Genomic DNA, 15749 nt, shown 5'->3' on the forward strand with positions numbered 1-15749 from the left:
ACTGAATGGGCTAGGGCATACACCAATGTACCAAACCCTATCAAACTCCGAATACTTATAGCGTAACCACGGCAGTCAGGCGGCGAGTGATAAAATCCGTCGTCAAGAGGGAAACAACCCGGACTAACAGCTAAGGTCCCCAAATCTCATTTAAGTGGAAAACGATGTGAAGTTACTGAAACAACCAGGAGGTTGGCTTAGAAGCAGCCATCCTTTAAAGATAGCGTAATAGCTCACTGGTCTAGTGATTTTGCGCGGAAAATATAACGGGGCTAAAATGAGTACCGAAGCTTTAGATAGTGTCTATGATTATTTATACTAAGCTTGTCTCTTTGGCATCTTTAAATGAGCTTCATTTTTTCTCCTGCGGCAACCTACACGGTTAGCCTTAGTCGAAAAAATATCAGCAACATTTAAATCTGCTCAAAGATACTTCGCTTCTTGCATTCAAATTTAAATGCAACGTCTTGATCTAAATTCTAGAAATTTCAAAATTTCTTAGAATTTCAAAATTTAGCAACAAAAGCAAAAAGACAAGCCGGGTAGTATAAATACTCATAGACACTGTGGTAGGAGAGCGTTCCAATCAGCGTCGAAGCCGTACCGGTAAGGAGCGGTGGAGCGGTTGGAAGTGAGCATGCAGGCATGAGTAGCGATAAAATACGTGAGAATCGTATTCGCCGTAAACCCAAGGTTTCCTACGCGATGCTCGTCATCGTAGGGTTAGTCGGGTCCTAAGCAAAGTCCGAAAGGGGTATGCGATGGAAAATCGGTTAATATTCCGATACCGATATCAGTGTGCGACGGAAGGACGCTTAAAGTTAGTGGAGCTAGCGGATGGAAGTGCTAGTCTAAGGAAGTAGGTTGAGTTATAGGCAAATCCGTAACTCTTTATCCGAGATCTGAAAGGCTTCTGACGCTCTTCGGAGTAGATGAAGAATCCATGATACTATCGAGCCGAGAAAAGTTTCTAAGTTTAGCTGATATCGCCCGTACCGTAAACCGACACAGGTGGGTGGGATGAGTATTCTAAGGCGCGTGGAAGAACTCTCTTTAAGGAACTCTGCAAAATAGCACCGTATCTTCGGTATAAGGTGTGCCTAGCTTCGTTAAGAATTTACTTCGTAAGCGAAGAAGGTTACAACAAAGAGTCCCTCCCGACTGTTTACCATAAACACAGCACTCTGCTAACTCGTAAGAGGATGTATAGGGTGTGACGCCTGCCCGGTGCTCGAAGGTTAATTGATGATGTTAGCTTACGCAAAGCATCTGATCGAAGCCCGAGTAAACGGCGGCCGTAACTATAACGGTCCTAAGGTAGCGAAATTCCTTGTCGGTTAAATACCGACCTGCATGAATGGCGTAACGAGATGGGAGCTGTCTCAAAGAGGGATCCAGTGAAATTGTAGTGGAGGTGAAAATTCCTCCTACCCGCGGCAAGACGGAAAGACCCCGTGGACCTTTACTATAGCTTGACACTGCTACTTGGATAAAGATGCGCAGGATAGGTGGGAGGCTTTGATTCGTAGATCTCGGTTTACGATGAGCCATTGTTGAGATACCACTCTTCTTTATTCGGGTAGCTAACTAGCCTAAGTTATCCTTAGGTAGGACAATGTCTGGTGGGTAGTTTGACTGGGGCGGTCGCCTCCCAAAATGTAACGGAGGCTTACAAAGGTTGGCTCAAAGCGGTTGGAAATCGCTTGCAGAGTATAAAGGCAAAAGCCAGCTTAACTGCGAGACATACACGTCGAGCAGAGACGAAAGTCGGTCTTAGTGATCCGGTGGTTCTGTGTGGAAGGGCCATCGCTCAAAGGATAAAAGGTACCCCGGGGATAACAGGCTGATCTCCCCCAAGAGCTCACATCGACGGGGAGGTTTGGCACCTCGATGTCGGCTCATCGCATCCTGGGGCTGGAGAAGGTCCCAAGGGTTGGGCTGTTCGCCCATTAAAGCGGTACGCGAGCTGGGTTCAGAACGTCGTGAGACAGTTCGGTCCCTATCTGCCGTGGGCGTAAGAAGATTGAGGAGAGTTGACCCTAGTACGAGAGGACCGGGTTGAACCGACCACTGGTGTACCGGTTGTTCTGCCAAGAGCACCGCCGGGTAGCTAAGTCGGGATGCGATAAGAGCTGAAAGCATCTAAGCTCGAAGCCGACTCCAAGATGAATCTTCTTTTAAGAGCTCTAGTAGACTACTAGTTTGATAGGCCGGATGTGTAATGGATGAAAGTCCTTTAGCTGACCGGTACTAATAGCTCGTTTGCTTATCTTTTAAGCATTACTTCCTTGTTAAGGATAAAATTGATTCTTAATTTTTCACTATGCTTCGTTAAACTTCGCTGCAAACTTCGGTCACATACCATACGTATGCTCCCTCGTCTTTGCTCGTTTGCCTTGCCTAGCAAAAAATTAGTTCTCAATTCGAAATAGTAAATTTTTACTATACCTTATCAACTTTTGTTTTTATAAAACAAGATCTGACTTTAACGATGAACGCGGTGTTAAATAAGAGATTATAAAAGATATTCGTAATCTACGATTAATCCAAATTAGATTACGAAGTATTTTTGATATGAGGCAAGCAGGCAGGAACGAGTAAAGCTCCTATGCTACGAGGCTAAAGCTTGTAACGTATTCGCAAGATATTACTATCAAATAACAAAAGCAATCCCTTATTTAACACTGCCTGTGGCTATACAGACGAGGAAACGCCTTGCTCCATCTCGAACCAAGAAGCTAAGCTCGTCCTGGCTGATGATACTATCCGTTACTCGGACGGGGAAAGTAGGTCGCTGCAGGCTTTGTTAAAATTACATAGCTTTCCATACAATTTTCAATTTAAATTCTATTCCGGTGTCTTTGATCTACTGCTTCTTTTAGCCAATAAATATTGCTTGATAAATTTAAAATTCCATAGCCTTCTTAGAATTTTAGAATCTTCTGCAAATAACAATTTTAAATCTAACCCTCCGTCACAATACAAAATCTCAAAACTCTGCATTAAATTTGACTTATATTGAGTGAAAAATGATACGGATTGAAATTTTTCTATAATACTTGCTTGTTCGTATTGCTTTTCCATACTGTCCTGTTGCGTTTGCTTTTTAACTTCTATGGCGCGATCTTTATTTCTAACCTCTACGAGCCTCATTTATGATTTATCCATTCGTTCGTTTTTTCAATACATTACCGCGCTTTTATATCTAAATTATAAAGCCGCCGGCACTTATAAGGCTTTCGTATGATTTAAACTATATGCCAAAAAAGCTTGGCAAGTGCTGTTAATTAATATAATGAAACGTTCTATAAGCAGATAAAACCCTATTAAAATCAAGCCCAGAAAAGCATGTCCTACAAAAGCAAGCTTATTGATACGGCTAAATTTTATGAAGATTGCTCGTCTAGCTTTGCACGTAAAGTATCCGTGCCTTTCACAGCACCAGTATCCCGTCGCCATATGCGTATAGCCTCGCACGTAAAAAGTCTCCGTGTGCGGCAAATCGGGCTAAATTTCATAAGTACCGCCGCTTAGCCTTTTACATGATTTAAATCCAAATCCCGTTTCAATGCTTGCGGTATTAAATTTAATATATCTAGCTTTATCCTTTTCGGTCTCCAAAGAGAAGCAAAAAAAGCGCTGTTGAATTTAATATATCTAGCTTTATCCGCGCCTATCTGATTTTTAAGACCAAGCTCAAATTTAACGTATTTATTTAATAAAACGATCAAAGCAGATAAAATTTCAATATATCCACTTAAATTTTATCTCCCTTTAAGCCCGCTACAAATATAATCCTTACCGTATTGCAAGGTAGCGTAATGGCTATAGGTGATATATCTATTCTAAAGTATGACATAGGATAGGTATATAAAAGCGCTAAATGCTAATAGAGACGTTTTATTTGGCAATACAAATATTTCAACCTCAAAGGACTTTTAATGAAAAACCTATTTAAATCCGCACTATTTCTATCGCTTCCTGCATTTATGCTAGCAGCAGTAAATTTAAACACCGCAAGTAAAGAGGAGCTTATGGCGCTTCCGGGCATCGGAGAGGCAAAAGCTCAGGCTATCATAGATTACCGCAAGGATAATAAATTTAAAGATATCGAGGATATCAAAAACATCAAAGGCATAGGCGATAAGAGATTTGAGCTTATTAAAGATGATCTTGCCGTAAGCGGACAGACCGATATAAGCGATCTAAAATCCGTAAAAGCTAAAGCAAATAAAAAAGCTAAAGATACCGTAAAATCTGCTAAAGCTAAGGCAAATACCAAGGCGGAAAAGATGCAAGATAAAATGGATGATAGCATGGATAAAGTTATGAACGATGACGGTAAAGTAAAAAGCTCTACGGCTAAGTTGAAAGACGAAGCTAAAGAAGAGGGATCATCTAAAGCTTCGAGTAGGAAGGTTAAAAAATCTAAGAAAGAACAATAAGAAGGAATATATAAAGACAAAGAAGGAGTGTAAGGTGGGCTTCTCCTTTTATAAGATTTTATGAACTTTATAGTTTTATATAGTTGTATTCTTTTCTAATCATTTCTATTGCAAATTTACGAATTTTATAGTTCCTTCTTTATTCTATCTCCCTATTATAAATTCTATAAATTCCGTGTGCTTTGAAATTTTAACTTTTGTACTTTTTATCGGCTTTGCTTTCATCTTATTTCGTGTTTGATTTATTAGGTTTTTAATTATAGGGCCTTTATAACAAGCACCGTCATGTCAACAAAAAGAAGGCAAAGGGAGTGATAAAATATAAAATAGTGGTGGTTAGAGGCAGAATCGAACTGCCGACACGCAGATTTTCAGTCTGCTGCTCTACCGACTGAGCTATCCAACCACTGAAAAAGAAAAGTAATTTTAGCCATGCAATACTTAAATCTCGGTTAAAATTCTCGATTCTTGCTAGATTTTTGCATGTTATGCTCGGAAACGGTCAAATTTGCTCAGTTAAAATTTTATAAATTTCAGTAGCGAAAAATATTGCTTATGCAGCAATTTACAATAATCAAAAAGGGCTATCGATCTAAAAAGCAAAGTGGTATAAAATTGCCGATTCTGCAAATTGTACGCTTGGTTTTAGGCTGTGCAAAGTAGATAAATTTGCGTCAAAGAATCGCGGTATCGTTTTAAATTTGCGCGCATAACAGGCGATAGCTTCGATTGATTAAATTTAGCATCGAAAATTGGCTTTAATTTGGACTTGGCGAAGTATCTTTATAAACATCGCGCTCGGGCTAATAGTGTGACATAGGGATGTTTGCTTCGGAATTGAATTTATTTAGATATCCGTGTAGCAGAAGCGTTGAAATTTTAAAATGCGATTGCAAATTGTATTTTAAAAGCCTAGCCCGATCCGACTAGCCCCGATAGATTTGTTTATCCGAGTTGTGCGACTTGTTTTTTAAATAGCTCGCCGCGTTGCGCGTAGCTTTTAAATTGATCCAAACTGGCACATGCAGGGCTTAGCAGCGCTATTTCGCTTGCAGAATACATGGAATTTTTAAAATTTTCGAAATTTTTAGAATTCTGCGAATTCCGAGTTTCACCGTCGTTTGCGCGGCGTTTCGTCAAAGAGGCGTTGTCGCTTGCAGCAGATGAGCCGCCGCCTTCATATGGCGTATTTTCGCCGATCTTTGCGTTTTCTTTCGCCTTGCCGCCGTTGCATCTGCCATTCGCGCTTAAATTTTGTACTTTCAATTCGCTTGCGCCGCTTTTTTCAAAATCCGCGCCTCGGTACCGCTTCGAAATTTCGCTCACCGCCGTTTGTAAAATTTCGCAGCGCACGCAAGGAAGTCCGTATTCGTCACATAAAAACATGATTTTATCGGTATTTGAGCCGATCGCGTAAATTTGCAGATCGTATTTTTTAAACTCCGCAAAAAGCGGGTGCAGATCCACGCCTTTATCGTCGCCGCCGAGGATCAGATGTATTTTGCGTCCCGCGTATCGCTTCAGCGCCTGCGCGCATGCATCGATGTTGGTGGCCTTCGTGTCATTGACCCAGACCCTTCCGCGCGCGTCGGTAAATTCTTCGAGCTTGTTGCCCTCGATCACAAAGTCATTCAGTCGCATGGCGTCGTATCTGTCGAATAAAATTTTCTCCACGCACAGCGCCAAAAGCGCGTCGATCAAAAAAGGGGTGCGGAATTTTATCTCGCCCAGATCGATGCCGAATTTTTGCGCCAGATCCGCTTCGCCCTCATAGCAGATCACGCGAGCCAGGCTATTTTGCGCGGCGGCGGAGCTTTCGTAGGCGCGCGGGATCAGCGCCACGGAGCCTTCGCGCATCACTAGCAGCGGCGAGAGTTTGGCGCGCTCATACTCCGCGAAATCCCCGTGCCAGCTGAGATGATCGGGCGTGATCGCAAGCAGCACGTAGATGTCGGGGCGCGCATGCTTGGTGTAGTGCAGCGTAAACGAGCTCGTCTCCAGCACCCAAATTTTGGCACTTTTATCAAGTTTTGCAAGCGGAACGCCCACGTTACCGCCCATTTGCGAGCCGTATCGCTCGAGTAGGTGCTGCATCATCTTTGTCGTCGTGGTCTTGCCGTTCGTGCCGCTGATCCAAATTTTAAGGCCTTCGTAGTCGCCAAAATAATCGTATTCGCTGATTAAATTTCGTGCCTTTCGCACCAGCTCGTGATGTGGCGGAAAGCCAGGACTTGGGATTTCAAGCTCGCTTGCGGCGGGATCGAACTCGCTCGGGTTTAAAAGCACGTTGCCGAACTCGTCCAGCTTAGGCGTGCCCGAAGAAATTTCAAATTTATCGTCGTAGATCTCCCAGCCGCCTTCGTCGCGGCAGTGCTCGGCGATCGCTTTGGTCGTAAGTCCGTAGCCAAATAGCGATTTTTTCATTTTCCTCCCCTTTCGCCCCATAAAATTTGAGTTATCTCATCCGCGCTAAGCTCGGCAATTTCGCCGTATATTCCGCGCGCCGTTTCGAAGTCGGGCTTGATCTGTGCTCGCATTTTATCTCAGTTTCAGCGACGTCAGCGCTATGATATTTGCGATCAGCGCGATGATCCAAAAGCGGATGATGATTTTGTTCTCGACCCAGCCTTTAAGCTCAAAATGGTGGTGTATCGGCGCCATCAGGAAAATTCTGCGTTTGAAAATTTTAAAGCTGCCCACTTGCAAGATCACGCTGAGCGTCTCGATGACGAAGACGAAGCCGATCATTATGAGTAAAATTTCATTTTTCGTGATAACCGCGCAGTATCCTAAAAACGCGCCCACGCTGAGGCTGCCGCTGTCGCCCATAAAGACTTCGGCGGGATAGCAGTTGAACCACAAAAACCCAAGCAGCGCGCCGATGAGCGCCGAGACGATGATGCAGACCTCGCCCGCGCCCGCGACGCGCGGTAGCAAGAGATATTGCGAGTAGATCGCGTGCCCGCACAGATAGGCAAATACGCCCAAGCTGCATAGCGAAAACACCGACGGAATGGTTGCCAGCCCGTCTAGCCCGTCGGTTAAATTTACCGCGTTTGAGCTCGCGCTTATCACGATCGTCCAAAACAGCGGCGCGAAGATCCATAAATTTAGCAGAGGGTATTTGAAAAACGGCACGAAAAATTCCCCGCCCAGGTCGCTAAAAGCATAAAGCGTAGCTCCGATCAGAAAAGCCAAGAAATTTTGCAGTGCAAATTTAGCCCGTGCGCTAAGACCTGCGTGGTTTTGGCGGCCTAAAATTTTAGAGATATCGTCCTTAAAGCCTATGTATCCAAAGCCCACCAAACAAAGCAGTCCGCAGAGCACGAAGACGTTGTTTAGCTTGGCGCACAGCAGGCTAGCAAGCACCGCGGCGGTAACGAAAACGAGCCCGCCCATCGTCGGGGTTTTGCTCTTTTTCTGATGGTTTTGCGGCGCGAGCTCGTAGATGGGCTGCGCGGCGTGTCTAGCTTGCGCCCAGCGGATAAACCGCGGCATAGCCCAGACCGAAAAACAAAAAGCGATAAAAAACGCAAGTCCTGCGCGCGCGGTGATGTATTGGAAAAAATTTATATTCGTGAGATGGTAGAGATAATAAAACAAAGTTTGCCTTTTAAATTTTATGAAATTTTATATGAAAACGCGCATTTTAGTATAAAAGAGGTAAAATTTAGCTTTTAGGGCGGACGAAATTTTGTCGCATTTGCTAAAAGAAAGTATAATGCCGCTCGTAAAAACAGCGCCGCAGACCTGCCTCAAAAGGCCTGCGCGGCGAAATTTAGACGAAATTTAGGAGCCAAAATGGGGCAAAAGACGATTTTACTCATCACCGACGGCATCGGCTTTAATGCGAGCGATAAATTTAACGCGTTCTCAAATGCTAAAAAGCCCGCCTACGATTATCTTTTTAAAAATGTGCCCAATACGCTGCTGCACACCTCGGGGCTTGCTGTGGGCTTGCCGCAGGGACAGATGGGAAACAGCGAAGTGGGGCACATGACGATCGGAAGCGGTAGAATTCTGTATCAAAACCTAGTCAAAATTGATCGCGCGATCGATGAGGGCTCGCTTGAGAAAAACGAAGCACTGCAAAGCCTGCTTTCAAAGTGCCGCAGGCTGCACGTCATAGGGCTTTACAGCGACGGCGGCGTGCATTCGCATCTACGCCATTTCGACGCGATCTGTGAGATAGCGCAGAATACGGGTTGCGAGACATGGGCGCACGCTATCACCGACGGACGCGATGTTTCGCCGAGCAGCGGAGCGGAATTTTTAAAGCATTTGGAGGCTAAATTTAAAGTTGCTAGCGTGTGCGGGCGCTTTTACGCAATGGATCGCGACAAGCGCTTTGACCGCGTGAAGCGTGCTTACGACGTGCTTATGGGCGAAACGGCGCCGCTTGAAATTTCGCCTAGCGAGTATGTGCTGCAAAGCTACGAGCACGGCGTGAGCGACGAGTTTATCGAGCCCGCGAGCTTTAACGGCTTTAGCGGTATCGGCGCGGATGACGGAGTGATTTTTATAAATTTTAGAAACGATCGCGCTAGAGAGCTTTGCGCGGCTTTAGGCGATGAGAATTTCGGCGAATTTGAGCGAAAGCTCGTCGTGCAAAATTTAATCACGATGAGCGAATACGACGCGAGCTTTAAATTTCCTCTGCTTTTTGAGAAGCCCGTGCTTAAAAACACGCTTTGCGAAGTGATCGCGGAAGCCGGTCTTACGCAACTTCACACCGCCGAGACCGAAAAATACGCCCACGTGACATTTTTCTTTAACGGCGGCGTCGAGGAGCCGCTGCCGAACGAAACTCGCGTGCTGATACCAAGCCCGAAAGTAAAAACCTACGACGAGCAGCCGCAGATGAGCGCGCCTGCGGTGTGCAATGCGGTGATCTGCGGTATCGAAGCGGGGATTGATTTCATCGTCGTAAATTTCGCAAATGGCGATATGGTCGGCCACACGGGCAATTACGACGCCGCGGTGAAGGCGGTCGAGGCGGTGGATGAGTGTATCGGTAAAATTTTAAGCGCGGCGAGGGCGCACGATTACGCCTATGTCCAGATCAGCGATCACGGCAACTGCGAAGCGATGCGAGATGCGGACGGCGAAATTTTAACCAACCACACGACCTTTGACGTATTTTGCTTCGTGCTAGGACGCGACGTGCGCGAGCTAAAAAGCGGACTTGGGCTTAGCAACGTCGCAGCGACCGTGCTAAAGCTAGTGGGGTTGCCGAAGCCCGCGGAGATGGACGAGGCGCTATTTTGAAATTTCAACGGCGTGGGTCGCGAGTAGATTTAAACTGCTAAAATTTAGGTAAATTTGGATAAATTTACGCTAGAGATTAAAATTTTAATAAAAGGACAAGTATGAAATTTAGCGGAAAAAACGTTTTAATCACGGGCGCGAGCCGCGGTATCGGCGCGCAGATTGCAAGGACTTTGGCTGGCTATGGGCTTAAGGTGTGGATCAATTATCGCTCAAAGCCCGAGATAGCCGACGCGCTGCTAGAGGAGATCCGCGCAAACGGCGGAGAGGGCGCCGTGATAAAATTTGACGCGACGAACGAGGCGGAATTTAGCGAGGCGATTGCCCTGATCGCGCAAAGTGACGGCGAGCTAAGCTATCTCGTAAATAACGCGGGCGTCACGAACGACAAGCTCGCGCTTAGGATGAAGTTGGAAGACTTCATGGGCGTGATCGAAGCAAATTTAAGCAGCGCCTTCATTGGCTGCCGTGAAGCTTTAAAGCTAATGAGCAAAAAGCGCTTCGGCGCGGTCGTAAACATCGCCTCGATCGTCGGCGAAATGGGCAACGCGGGGCAGGTCAATTACAGCGCGAGCAAGGGCGGAATGATCGCAATGAGCAAGAGCTTTGCAAAAGAGGGCGCAGCGCGCGGCATCCGCTTTAATTGCGTAACGCCCGGTTTCATCGCTACGGATATGACTGACGCGCTAAGCGACGACGTAAAAGCAAGCTACGAAGCGAGCATCCCGCTTAAGCGCATGGGAAGCACGAGCGACGTCGCCGAAGGAGTTGCGTTTTTGCTTAGCGACGGAGCGAGCTACATCACCGGAGAGTCGCTTAAAATCAACGGCGGGCTCTATATGTAGCGTTAAATAGCGGAATTTAAGGTTAAATATTATAGAATTACGCGGTATTTTTTTAAAGGAGTGCTAAAATGGCAGTATTTGAAGATGTAAGAGACGTAGTTGTAGAACAACTAAGCGTTAGCCCGGATCAGGTTAAACTTGATTCGAAAATTATCGAGGATTTGGGTGCGGACTCTCTTGACGTAGTTGAGCTAGTAATGGCTTTAGAGGAGAAATTCGGTATCGAGATCCCTGATAGTGAGTCTGAAAAATTAGTAAGCATTAAAGACGTAGTAGATTATATAGAAAATTTGCCTAAGAAATAAAATTTTAAGGAAGCGGTTTTGAAACGAGTCGTAGTAACGGGCATCGGGATGATAACCTCTCTCGGGCTTGACAAACAGAGCAGTTTTGAAAATATCTGTAACGGAAAAACCGGGGTTGATAAAATTTCGCTCTTTGACGCTAGCGAATTTCCGGTTCAAATTGCAGCTGAAGTAAAAGGTTTCGATCCTTCGAGCATAATCGAGGATGGAAAAGAGATAAAAAAGATGGATAGATTTATCCAACTCGGGCTTAAAGCCGCGGGCGAAGCCATAGAGGACGCTAAATTTAGCGGTTTCGATAGCGACGAATTCGGCGTTAGCTCCGCTAGCGGTATCGGCGGTTTGCCGAATATCGAGATAAATGCCAATACCTGCTTGCAGCGCGGCCCTAGGAGAATTTCTCCGTTTTTTATCCCCTCTGCGTTAGTAAATATGCTCGGCGGCTTTGTTTCAATATATTATAAATTAAAAGGTCCAAATTTATCCAGCGTTACGGCTTGTGCGGCTTCTGCGCATGCGATTATGGACGCTGCGAGAGTTATTATGATCGGCGAAGCGAAAAAGATGCTTGCAGTGGGAGCCGAGGCTGCGGTTTGTCCCGTGGGTATCGGCGGATTTGCCGCGATGAAGGCGCTTTGCGCTAGAAACGACGATCCCGCGCATGCTTCGCGTCCGTTTGATGCGGAACGAAACGGCTTTGTGATGGGTGAAGGCGCGGCGGCTTTGGTTTTAGAAGAGCTAGAAGACGCAAAAGCGCGCGGCGCTAAAATTTACGGCGAGCTTGTAGGGTTCGGCGCTAGCGGCGATGCCTATCATATCACTTCGCCTAGCCTAGACGGCCCGATACGCGCTATGAAAAAGGCCTACGAGATGGCGGGACGCCCGAAGATTGATTATATCAACGCCCACGGAACGTCCACCGCGATAAACGATAAAAACGAAACCGCGGCGTTAAAAGAGCTTTTCGGCGAGGGGAAGGTGCCTGCGGTCAGCTCCACTAAGGGCCAGCTAGGACACTGCCTGGGCGCTGCCGGAGCGGTAGAGGCTGCGATCAGTCTTTTAGCGATGCAAAACGGCATCATACCGCCTACGATAAATCAAATTTCAAAAGATCCAGATTGCGATTTGGACTATGTGCCAAACGTCGCTAGAAAAGCCAAACTCGATTGCGTTATGAGCAATAACTTCGGATTCGGCGGCACGAACGCATCGCTTATTTTCAAAAGAGTAGATTAATGGCGAGTTATTTGGACTTTGAAAAGTCTATAAAGCAGATCGACGAGGACATCACCGCTGCAAAAATTCGCGGCGATGAAGACGCGGTCGAAATTTTAAATAAGAACCTCGAAAAAGAAATTTCTAAAGTTTATAAGAATTTAAACGAATACCAAAGGCTTCAGCTTGCGCGCCATCCGGATCGCCCTTACGCGATCGATTATATTCGCGCGCTTTTGCAGGACGCCAGGGAGCTTCACGGCGACCGCGCCTTTAGAGACGATCCTTCGATCGTGTGCTATCTGGGCATTATGGGTAATCGCAAAATCGCCGTGATCGCCGAGCAGAAGGGTCGCGGCACCAAAAACAAGCTGAAGCGAAATTTCGGTATGCCGCATCCGGAGGGCTATCGCAAGGCGCTGCGCGTAGCGAAACTTGCCGAAAAATTTAACCTTCCTATTTTGTTTTTGATCGACACTCCGGGCGCATATCCGGGACTTGGTGCCGAGGAGCGTGGTCAGAGCGAAGCAATCGCGCGAAATCTATATGAGTTTAGCGATATTAAAACCCCTACGATTGCCGTCGTTATAGGGGAAGGCGGCAGCGGCGGAGCTTTAGCGATCGGCGTGGCTGATCGGCTGGCGATGCTTCAAAACTCAATCTTTTCGGTCATCTCTCCCGAGGGCTGTGCCGCGATTTTGTGGAACGATCCGAGCAAGAGCGAGGCCGCTACGAAGGCGCTAAAGATCACCGCCGAGGAGCTAAAAGAGCTGGGCTTGGTCGATGATGTGATCAAAGAGCCTAAAACGGGCGCTCACAGAGATAAAGACGGCGCGATAAAAGCGCTTGGAAACTACGTCTTAACCGAGCTGCACAAGCTAGACGATCTTAGCATAGACGAGCTCATCAGCAGAAGACAACAAAAAATTTTAAGGTTCGGTGCTTATAAAGAGAACTAAATTTTTAAATTTCACGACTTTTAAAACTAAATTTAATAACTTCACACTCTAAGAGGACAAATGGAAAATACAAATCAAAATTCCGCTCAGACCGCCGTTTCAAATTCTAATCAAAACGGCAGAAAAACTTACGCTAAAACGCACGTTCCCGTCGAGGGCTACCAGATCGAGGAGCTTCGCTCGATGGATCTTGAAAACCTCATCGCCATAGCAGACGAGCTAGGCGTCGAGAACCCGCGCGAATTTCGCCGCCAAGCGCTCGTTTTTGAAATTTTACGCATGCAGACGAAGCAGGGCGGCTTCATACTTTTTACGGGGATTTTAGAGGTTACCACCGAGGGTTACGGCTTTTTGCGCGGTATAGATTCAAATTTAAGCGACAGTGCCAACGACGCCTACGTGAGCCTCAGCCAGATCCGCAAATTCGCCCTTCGCGTCGGCGACATCGTCACGGGTCAGGTACGCGAGCCAAAGGATCAGGAGAAATACTACGCGCTTTTAAAGATCGAGGCGATCAATTATAAATCTATCCAAGAGGCTAGAGAGCGTCCGCTATTTGACAATCTCACGCCGCTTTTTCCGACCGAAAAGCTCAAGCTCGAATACGATCCTATGCGCCTTACCGGTCGCGTGCTCGATCTTTTCACGCCGATCGGCAAGGGACAGCGCGGGCTCATCACGGCGCCTCCGCGTAGCGGTAAAACAGAGCTTATGAAGGAGCTCGCCAACGGCATTACGCGCAACCACCCCGAGGTAGAGCTTTTGGTACTGCTAGTCGACGAGCGCCCCGAAGAGGTGACCGATATGGAGCGCAGCGTGCGCGGCGAGGTATTTAGCTCGACCTTCGATCAGCCCGCATTCAACCACGTTCGCGTCGCCGAGCTCGTCATCGAAAAGGCAAAACGCGCCGTTGAAAACGGCAAGGACGTCGTCATCCTGCTTGATAGTATCACCCGCCTTGCGCGCGCCTACAACACCGTCACGCCTAGCAGCGGCAAAGTCCTAAGCGGCGGCGTAGACGCAAACGCCCTGCATAAGCCGAAGCGCTTCTTCGGTGCGGCGCGAAATATCGAAAACGGCGGCTCGCTTACCATCGTCGCTACCGCGCTTATCGAGACTGGCTCGCGAATGGACGACGTGATCTTCGAGGAGTTCAAAGGCACGGGCAACAGCGAGATCATCCTCGATCGTAATATCTCGGATCGTAGAATTTACCCCGCGATCAATATCACCAAGTCCGGCACGCGCAAAGAGGAGCTTTTGCAAGGTAGCGAAAATCTGCAAAAGATCTGGGCGCTGCGCTCGGCGATCTCGACGATGGACGACGTCGAGGCGCTGAAATTTTTATACGCCAAGATGCTAAAAACCAAAGACAACACCGAGCTGCTATCGATAATGAACGGCTAAATTTTATTAAATTTAGCCTTATTTAAAATTTCGCTCTAAATTTAGCGGCGGAGCTCGCGCCGCTTGCCGCAAATACCGCCACGTAGCTTTGTATGCGATTTTTCCAAGCGGCGCGTCTTTTTTTCAAACTCCACTATTATAAGTTTAAATTTATCGCGATATTTGCTAAACGTTTTGCGCTCGAAGCACGAGGTGCGGCGCCGTCCGATAAAATTTTACTTCGGTAAAATCTATTCGTAAGATGTCAAGCGTAAAATTTTACGAGGAATTTTATGTTTTGCTACGCACGGAGCTAGGGCGCTTGATATCGTTACTTCAAATTAATATAATACTGCCAACATCATATCATTTCATAAGCTCAAAAAGCTTCATAAATCCTATATATCTGCTTCCGTGGTTGTCTAATCTAGCCTCATAACAATCAATAATACCGAGGCAGCTTTCTTCAGAATCTATATTTTTTAAAAACACATCAAAATCCCGTTTTGTGCTATTGAATATAAAATTTGGATCGTCACGATACCGCTTGCTCGGCTCATACTCATTGGGGATACGTTTTATCGCTATAAATTTCATACAAAATTGGCTTTCGCCCAGTATTCTATCAATAAACGATGTTTCTTTACGGCATTCTTTTATGGTGAAAGTATCTGATAAATAAATATTTGATGAATAATGCTGATCTAGAATAATCACTTTACTTTTTTCTTTTTCATAGTCTATTTTTCTATTGCCTTCAAATGGTCTATACGTGTAATTATCTCCCGCATCGACATTATTGACAGTATGGTGGTAGATAAAATCTGAAAAAGTCCATGGGATTTTTTCATCCGATACCATTTCGTCTGTAATATCTCTAAAAGGGAGTGAAGAATTTAAATCATGTATTAAATTAAAGTCCTTGTCATTTAAATGATTTTCAAAGATTTTGTTGATTTTAGAAATAGCTTCGTGAAATGTTAAGTTGGTATCTATGGTGTAAAGTTTATTGTATTTAGACTTCCCTTCATAATAATAATTTTCCAATTCGTCCTGTACGAAATTTTGTACCATCTCATCCTTTACTAAGCCATTTTAGATCGCTGAAGCTAAACCCGCTGTAATTAAGCGCGCCGACGATCACACAAACGCCGAGCGCGGCGATCAGGGCTTTGGCTAGAAATTTAAGCGCTTTCAAAATTTGCTCCTTTAGCAAAACGCTAGTTAAAAATACGAGCCTAACGGGCTACAATATTAAGCGGCTCTTTAAATTTAAACTCACCCGAATGAGTCTAAATTTAAACTCTTCCGCCTTTAAATTTAATA

General features: G+C 45.8%; 11 protein-coding genes, 1 tRNA gene, 2 rRNA genes and 1 pseudogene. 9 read left to right on the plus strand and 6 right to left on the minus strand.

The annotated features are described in order from the left end of the window. Together Q0323_RS09765 and rrf are read left to right on the plus strand one after the other, a co-directional pair. Nucleotides 1–2274, plus strand: a 23S ribosomal RNA gene (locus tag Q0323_RS09765); the annotation flags it as partial. A gap of 412 nt (nt 2275–2686) precedes the next feature. Beyond that, nucleotides 2687–2803 (plus strand): 5S ribosomal RNA (gene rrf, locus Q0323_RS09770). 44 nt (nt 2804–2847) lie between these two features. On the opposite strand, the gene Q0323_RS09775 is transcribed toward rrf, so the two are convergent. Next, the gene (locus Q0323_RS09775; protein WP_298054004.1) at nt 2848–3153 is read right to left on the minus strand and encodes a hypothetical protein; all 306 of its coding nucleotides are present in this window, start codon (nt 3151–3153) and stop codon (nt 2848–2850) included. A 788-nt stretch (nt 3154–3941) separates the two neighbouring features. Here Q0323_RS09775 and Q0323_RS09780 point away from each other — a divergent pair. Continuing rightward, nucleotides 3942–4181 (plus strand): annotated as a pseudogene (locus Q0323_RS09780) (helix-hairpin-helix domain-containing protein); the annotation flags it as partial. Between the two features lie 594 nt (nt 4182–4775). Here the strand turns inward: Q0323_RS09780 and Q0323_RS09785 are convergent. The 3 genes from Q0323_RS09785 to mraY all read right to left on the minus strand — a co-directional run bounded on the left by Q0323_RS09785 (nt 4776) and on the right by mraY (nt 8048). Beyond that, a tRNA-Phe gene (locus Q0323_RS09785) sits at nt 4776–4851 on the minus strand. Between the two features lie 539 nt (nt 4852–5390). Next, entirely contained in the window at nt 5391–6869 is a 1479-nt protein-coding gene (gene murD, locus Q0323_RS09790) for a UDP-N-acetylmuramoyl-L-alanine--D-glutamate ligase (RefSeq protein WP_298054007.1), read from the minus strand. Nucleotides 6870–6983: 114 nt separating this feature from the next. Continuing rightward, nucleotides 6984–8048, minus strand: coding sequence for a phospho-N-acetylmuramoyl-pentapeptide-transferase (mraY, locus tag Q0323_RS09795; RefSeq protein WP_298054009.1), 1065 nt, complete (start codon nt 8046–8048; stop codon nt 6984–6986). Nucleotides 8049–8246: 198 nt separating this feature from the next. On the opposite strand from mraY, the gene gpmI reads away from it, so the two are divergent. The 6 genes from gpmI (at nt 8247) to rho (ending at nt 14444) form a co-directional block, all read left to right on the plus strand. After that, nucleotides 8247–9713, plus strand: a complete 1467-nt coding sequence (gpmI, locus tag Q0323_RS09800; RefSeq protein ID WP_298054011.1) for a 2,3-bisphosphoglycerate-independent phosphoglycerate mutase — start codon at nt 8247–8249, stop codon at nt 9711–9713. Nucleotides 9714–9814: 101 nt separating this feature from the next. After that, a complete protein-coding gene (gene fabG, locus Q0323_RS09805) occupies nt 9815–10558 on the plus strand; it encodes a 3-oxoacyl-ACP reductase FabG (RefSeq protein ID WP_298054013.1) in 744 nt (247 codons plus the stop codon). 68 nt (nt 10559–10626) lie between these two features. After that, nucleotides 10627–10863, plus strand: coding sequence for an acyl carrier protein (gene acpP / locus Q0323_RS09810; RefSeq protein WP_005873350.1), 237 nt, complete (start codon nt 10627–10629; stop codon nt 10861–10863). 18 nt (nt 10864–10881) lie between these two features. Continuing rightward, nucleotides 10882–12099: a beta-ketoacyl-ACP synthase II gene (locus Q0323_RS09815; RefSeq protein ID WP_297942612.1), complete on the plus strand. Its 1218-nt coding sequence runs from the start codon at nt 10882–10884 to the stop codon at nt 12097–12099. Further along, a complete protein-coding gene (gene accA, locus Q0323_RS09820) occupies nt 12099–13037 on the plus strand; it encodes an acetyl-CoA carboxylase carboxyl transferase subunit alpha (protein WP_298054014.1) in 939 nt (312 codons plus the stop codon). Before Q0323_RS09815 ends, accA begins: the two co-directional genes overlap by 1 nt. 60 nt (nt 13038–13097) lie before the next feature. Then, entirely contained in the window at nt 13098–14444 is a 1347-nt protein-coding gene (gene rho / locus Q0323_RS09825) for a transcription termination factor Rho (RefSeq protein WP_298054015.1), read from the plus strand. A gap of 345 nt (nt 14445–14789) precedes the next feature. Here rho and Q0323_RS09830 read toward each other — a convergent pair whose 3' ends face one another. Both Q0323_RS09830 and Q0323_RS09835 read right to left on the minus strand, forming a co-directional pair. Then, nucleotides 14790–15497 (minus strand): hypothetical protein, encoded by a 708-nt coding sequence (locus Q0323_RS09830; protein WP_298054017.1) that lies wholly within the window; start codon nt 15495–15497, stop codon nt 14790–14792. A gap of 1 nt (nt 15498) precedes the next feature. Next, on the minus strand, nt 15499–15621 hold the full coding sequence (locus Q0323_RS09835; RefSeq protein WP_298054018.1) for a hypothetical protein: 123 nt from the start codon (nt 15619–15621) through the stop codon (nt 15499–15501). Between the last annotated feature and the right edge of the window lie 128 nt (nt 15622–15749).

The sequence above is a fragment of the uncultured Campylobacter sp. genome (genome assembly GCF_938030145.1).
Lineage (GTDB): Bacteria > Campylobacterota > Campylobacteria > Campylobacterales > Campylobacteraceae > Campylobacter_B.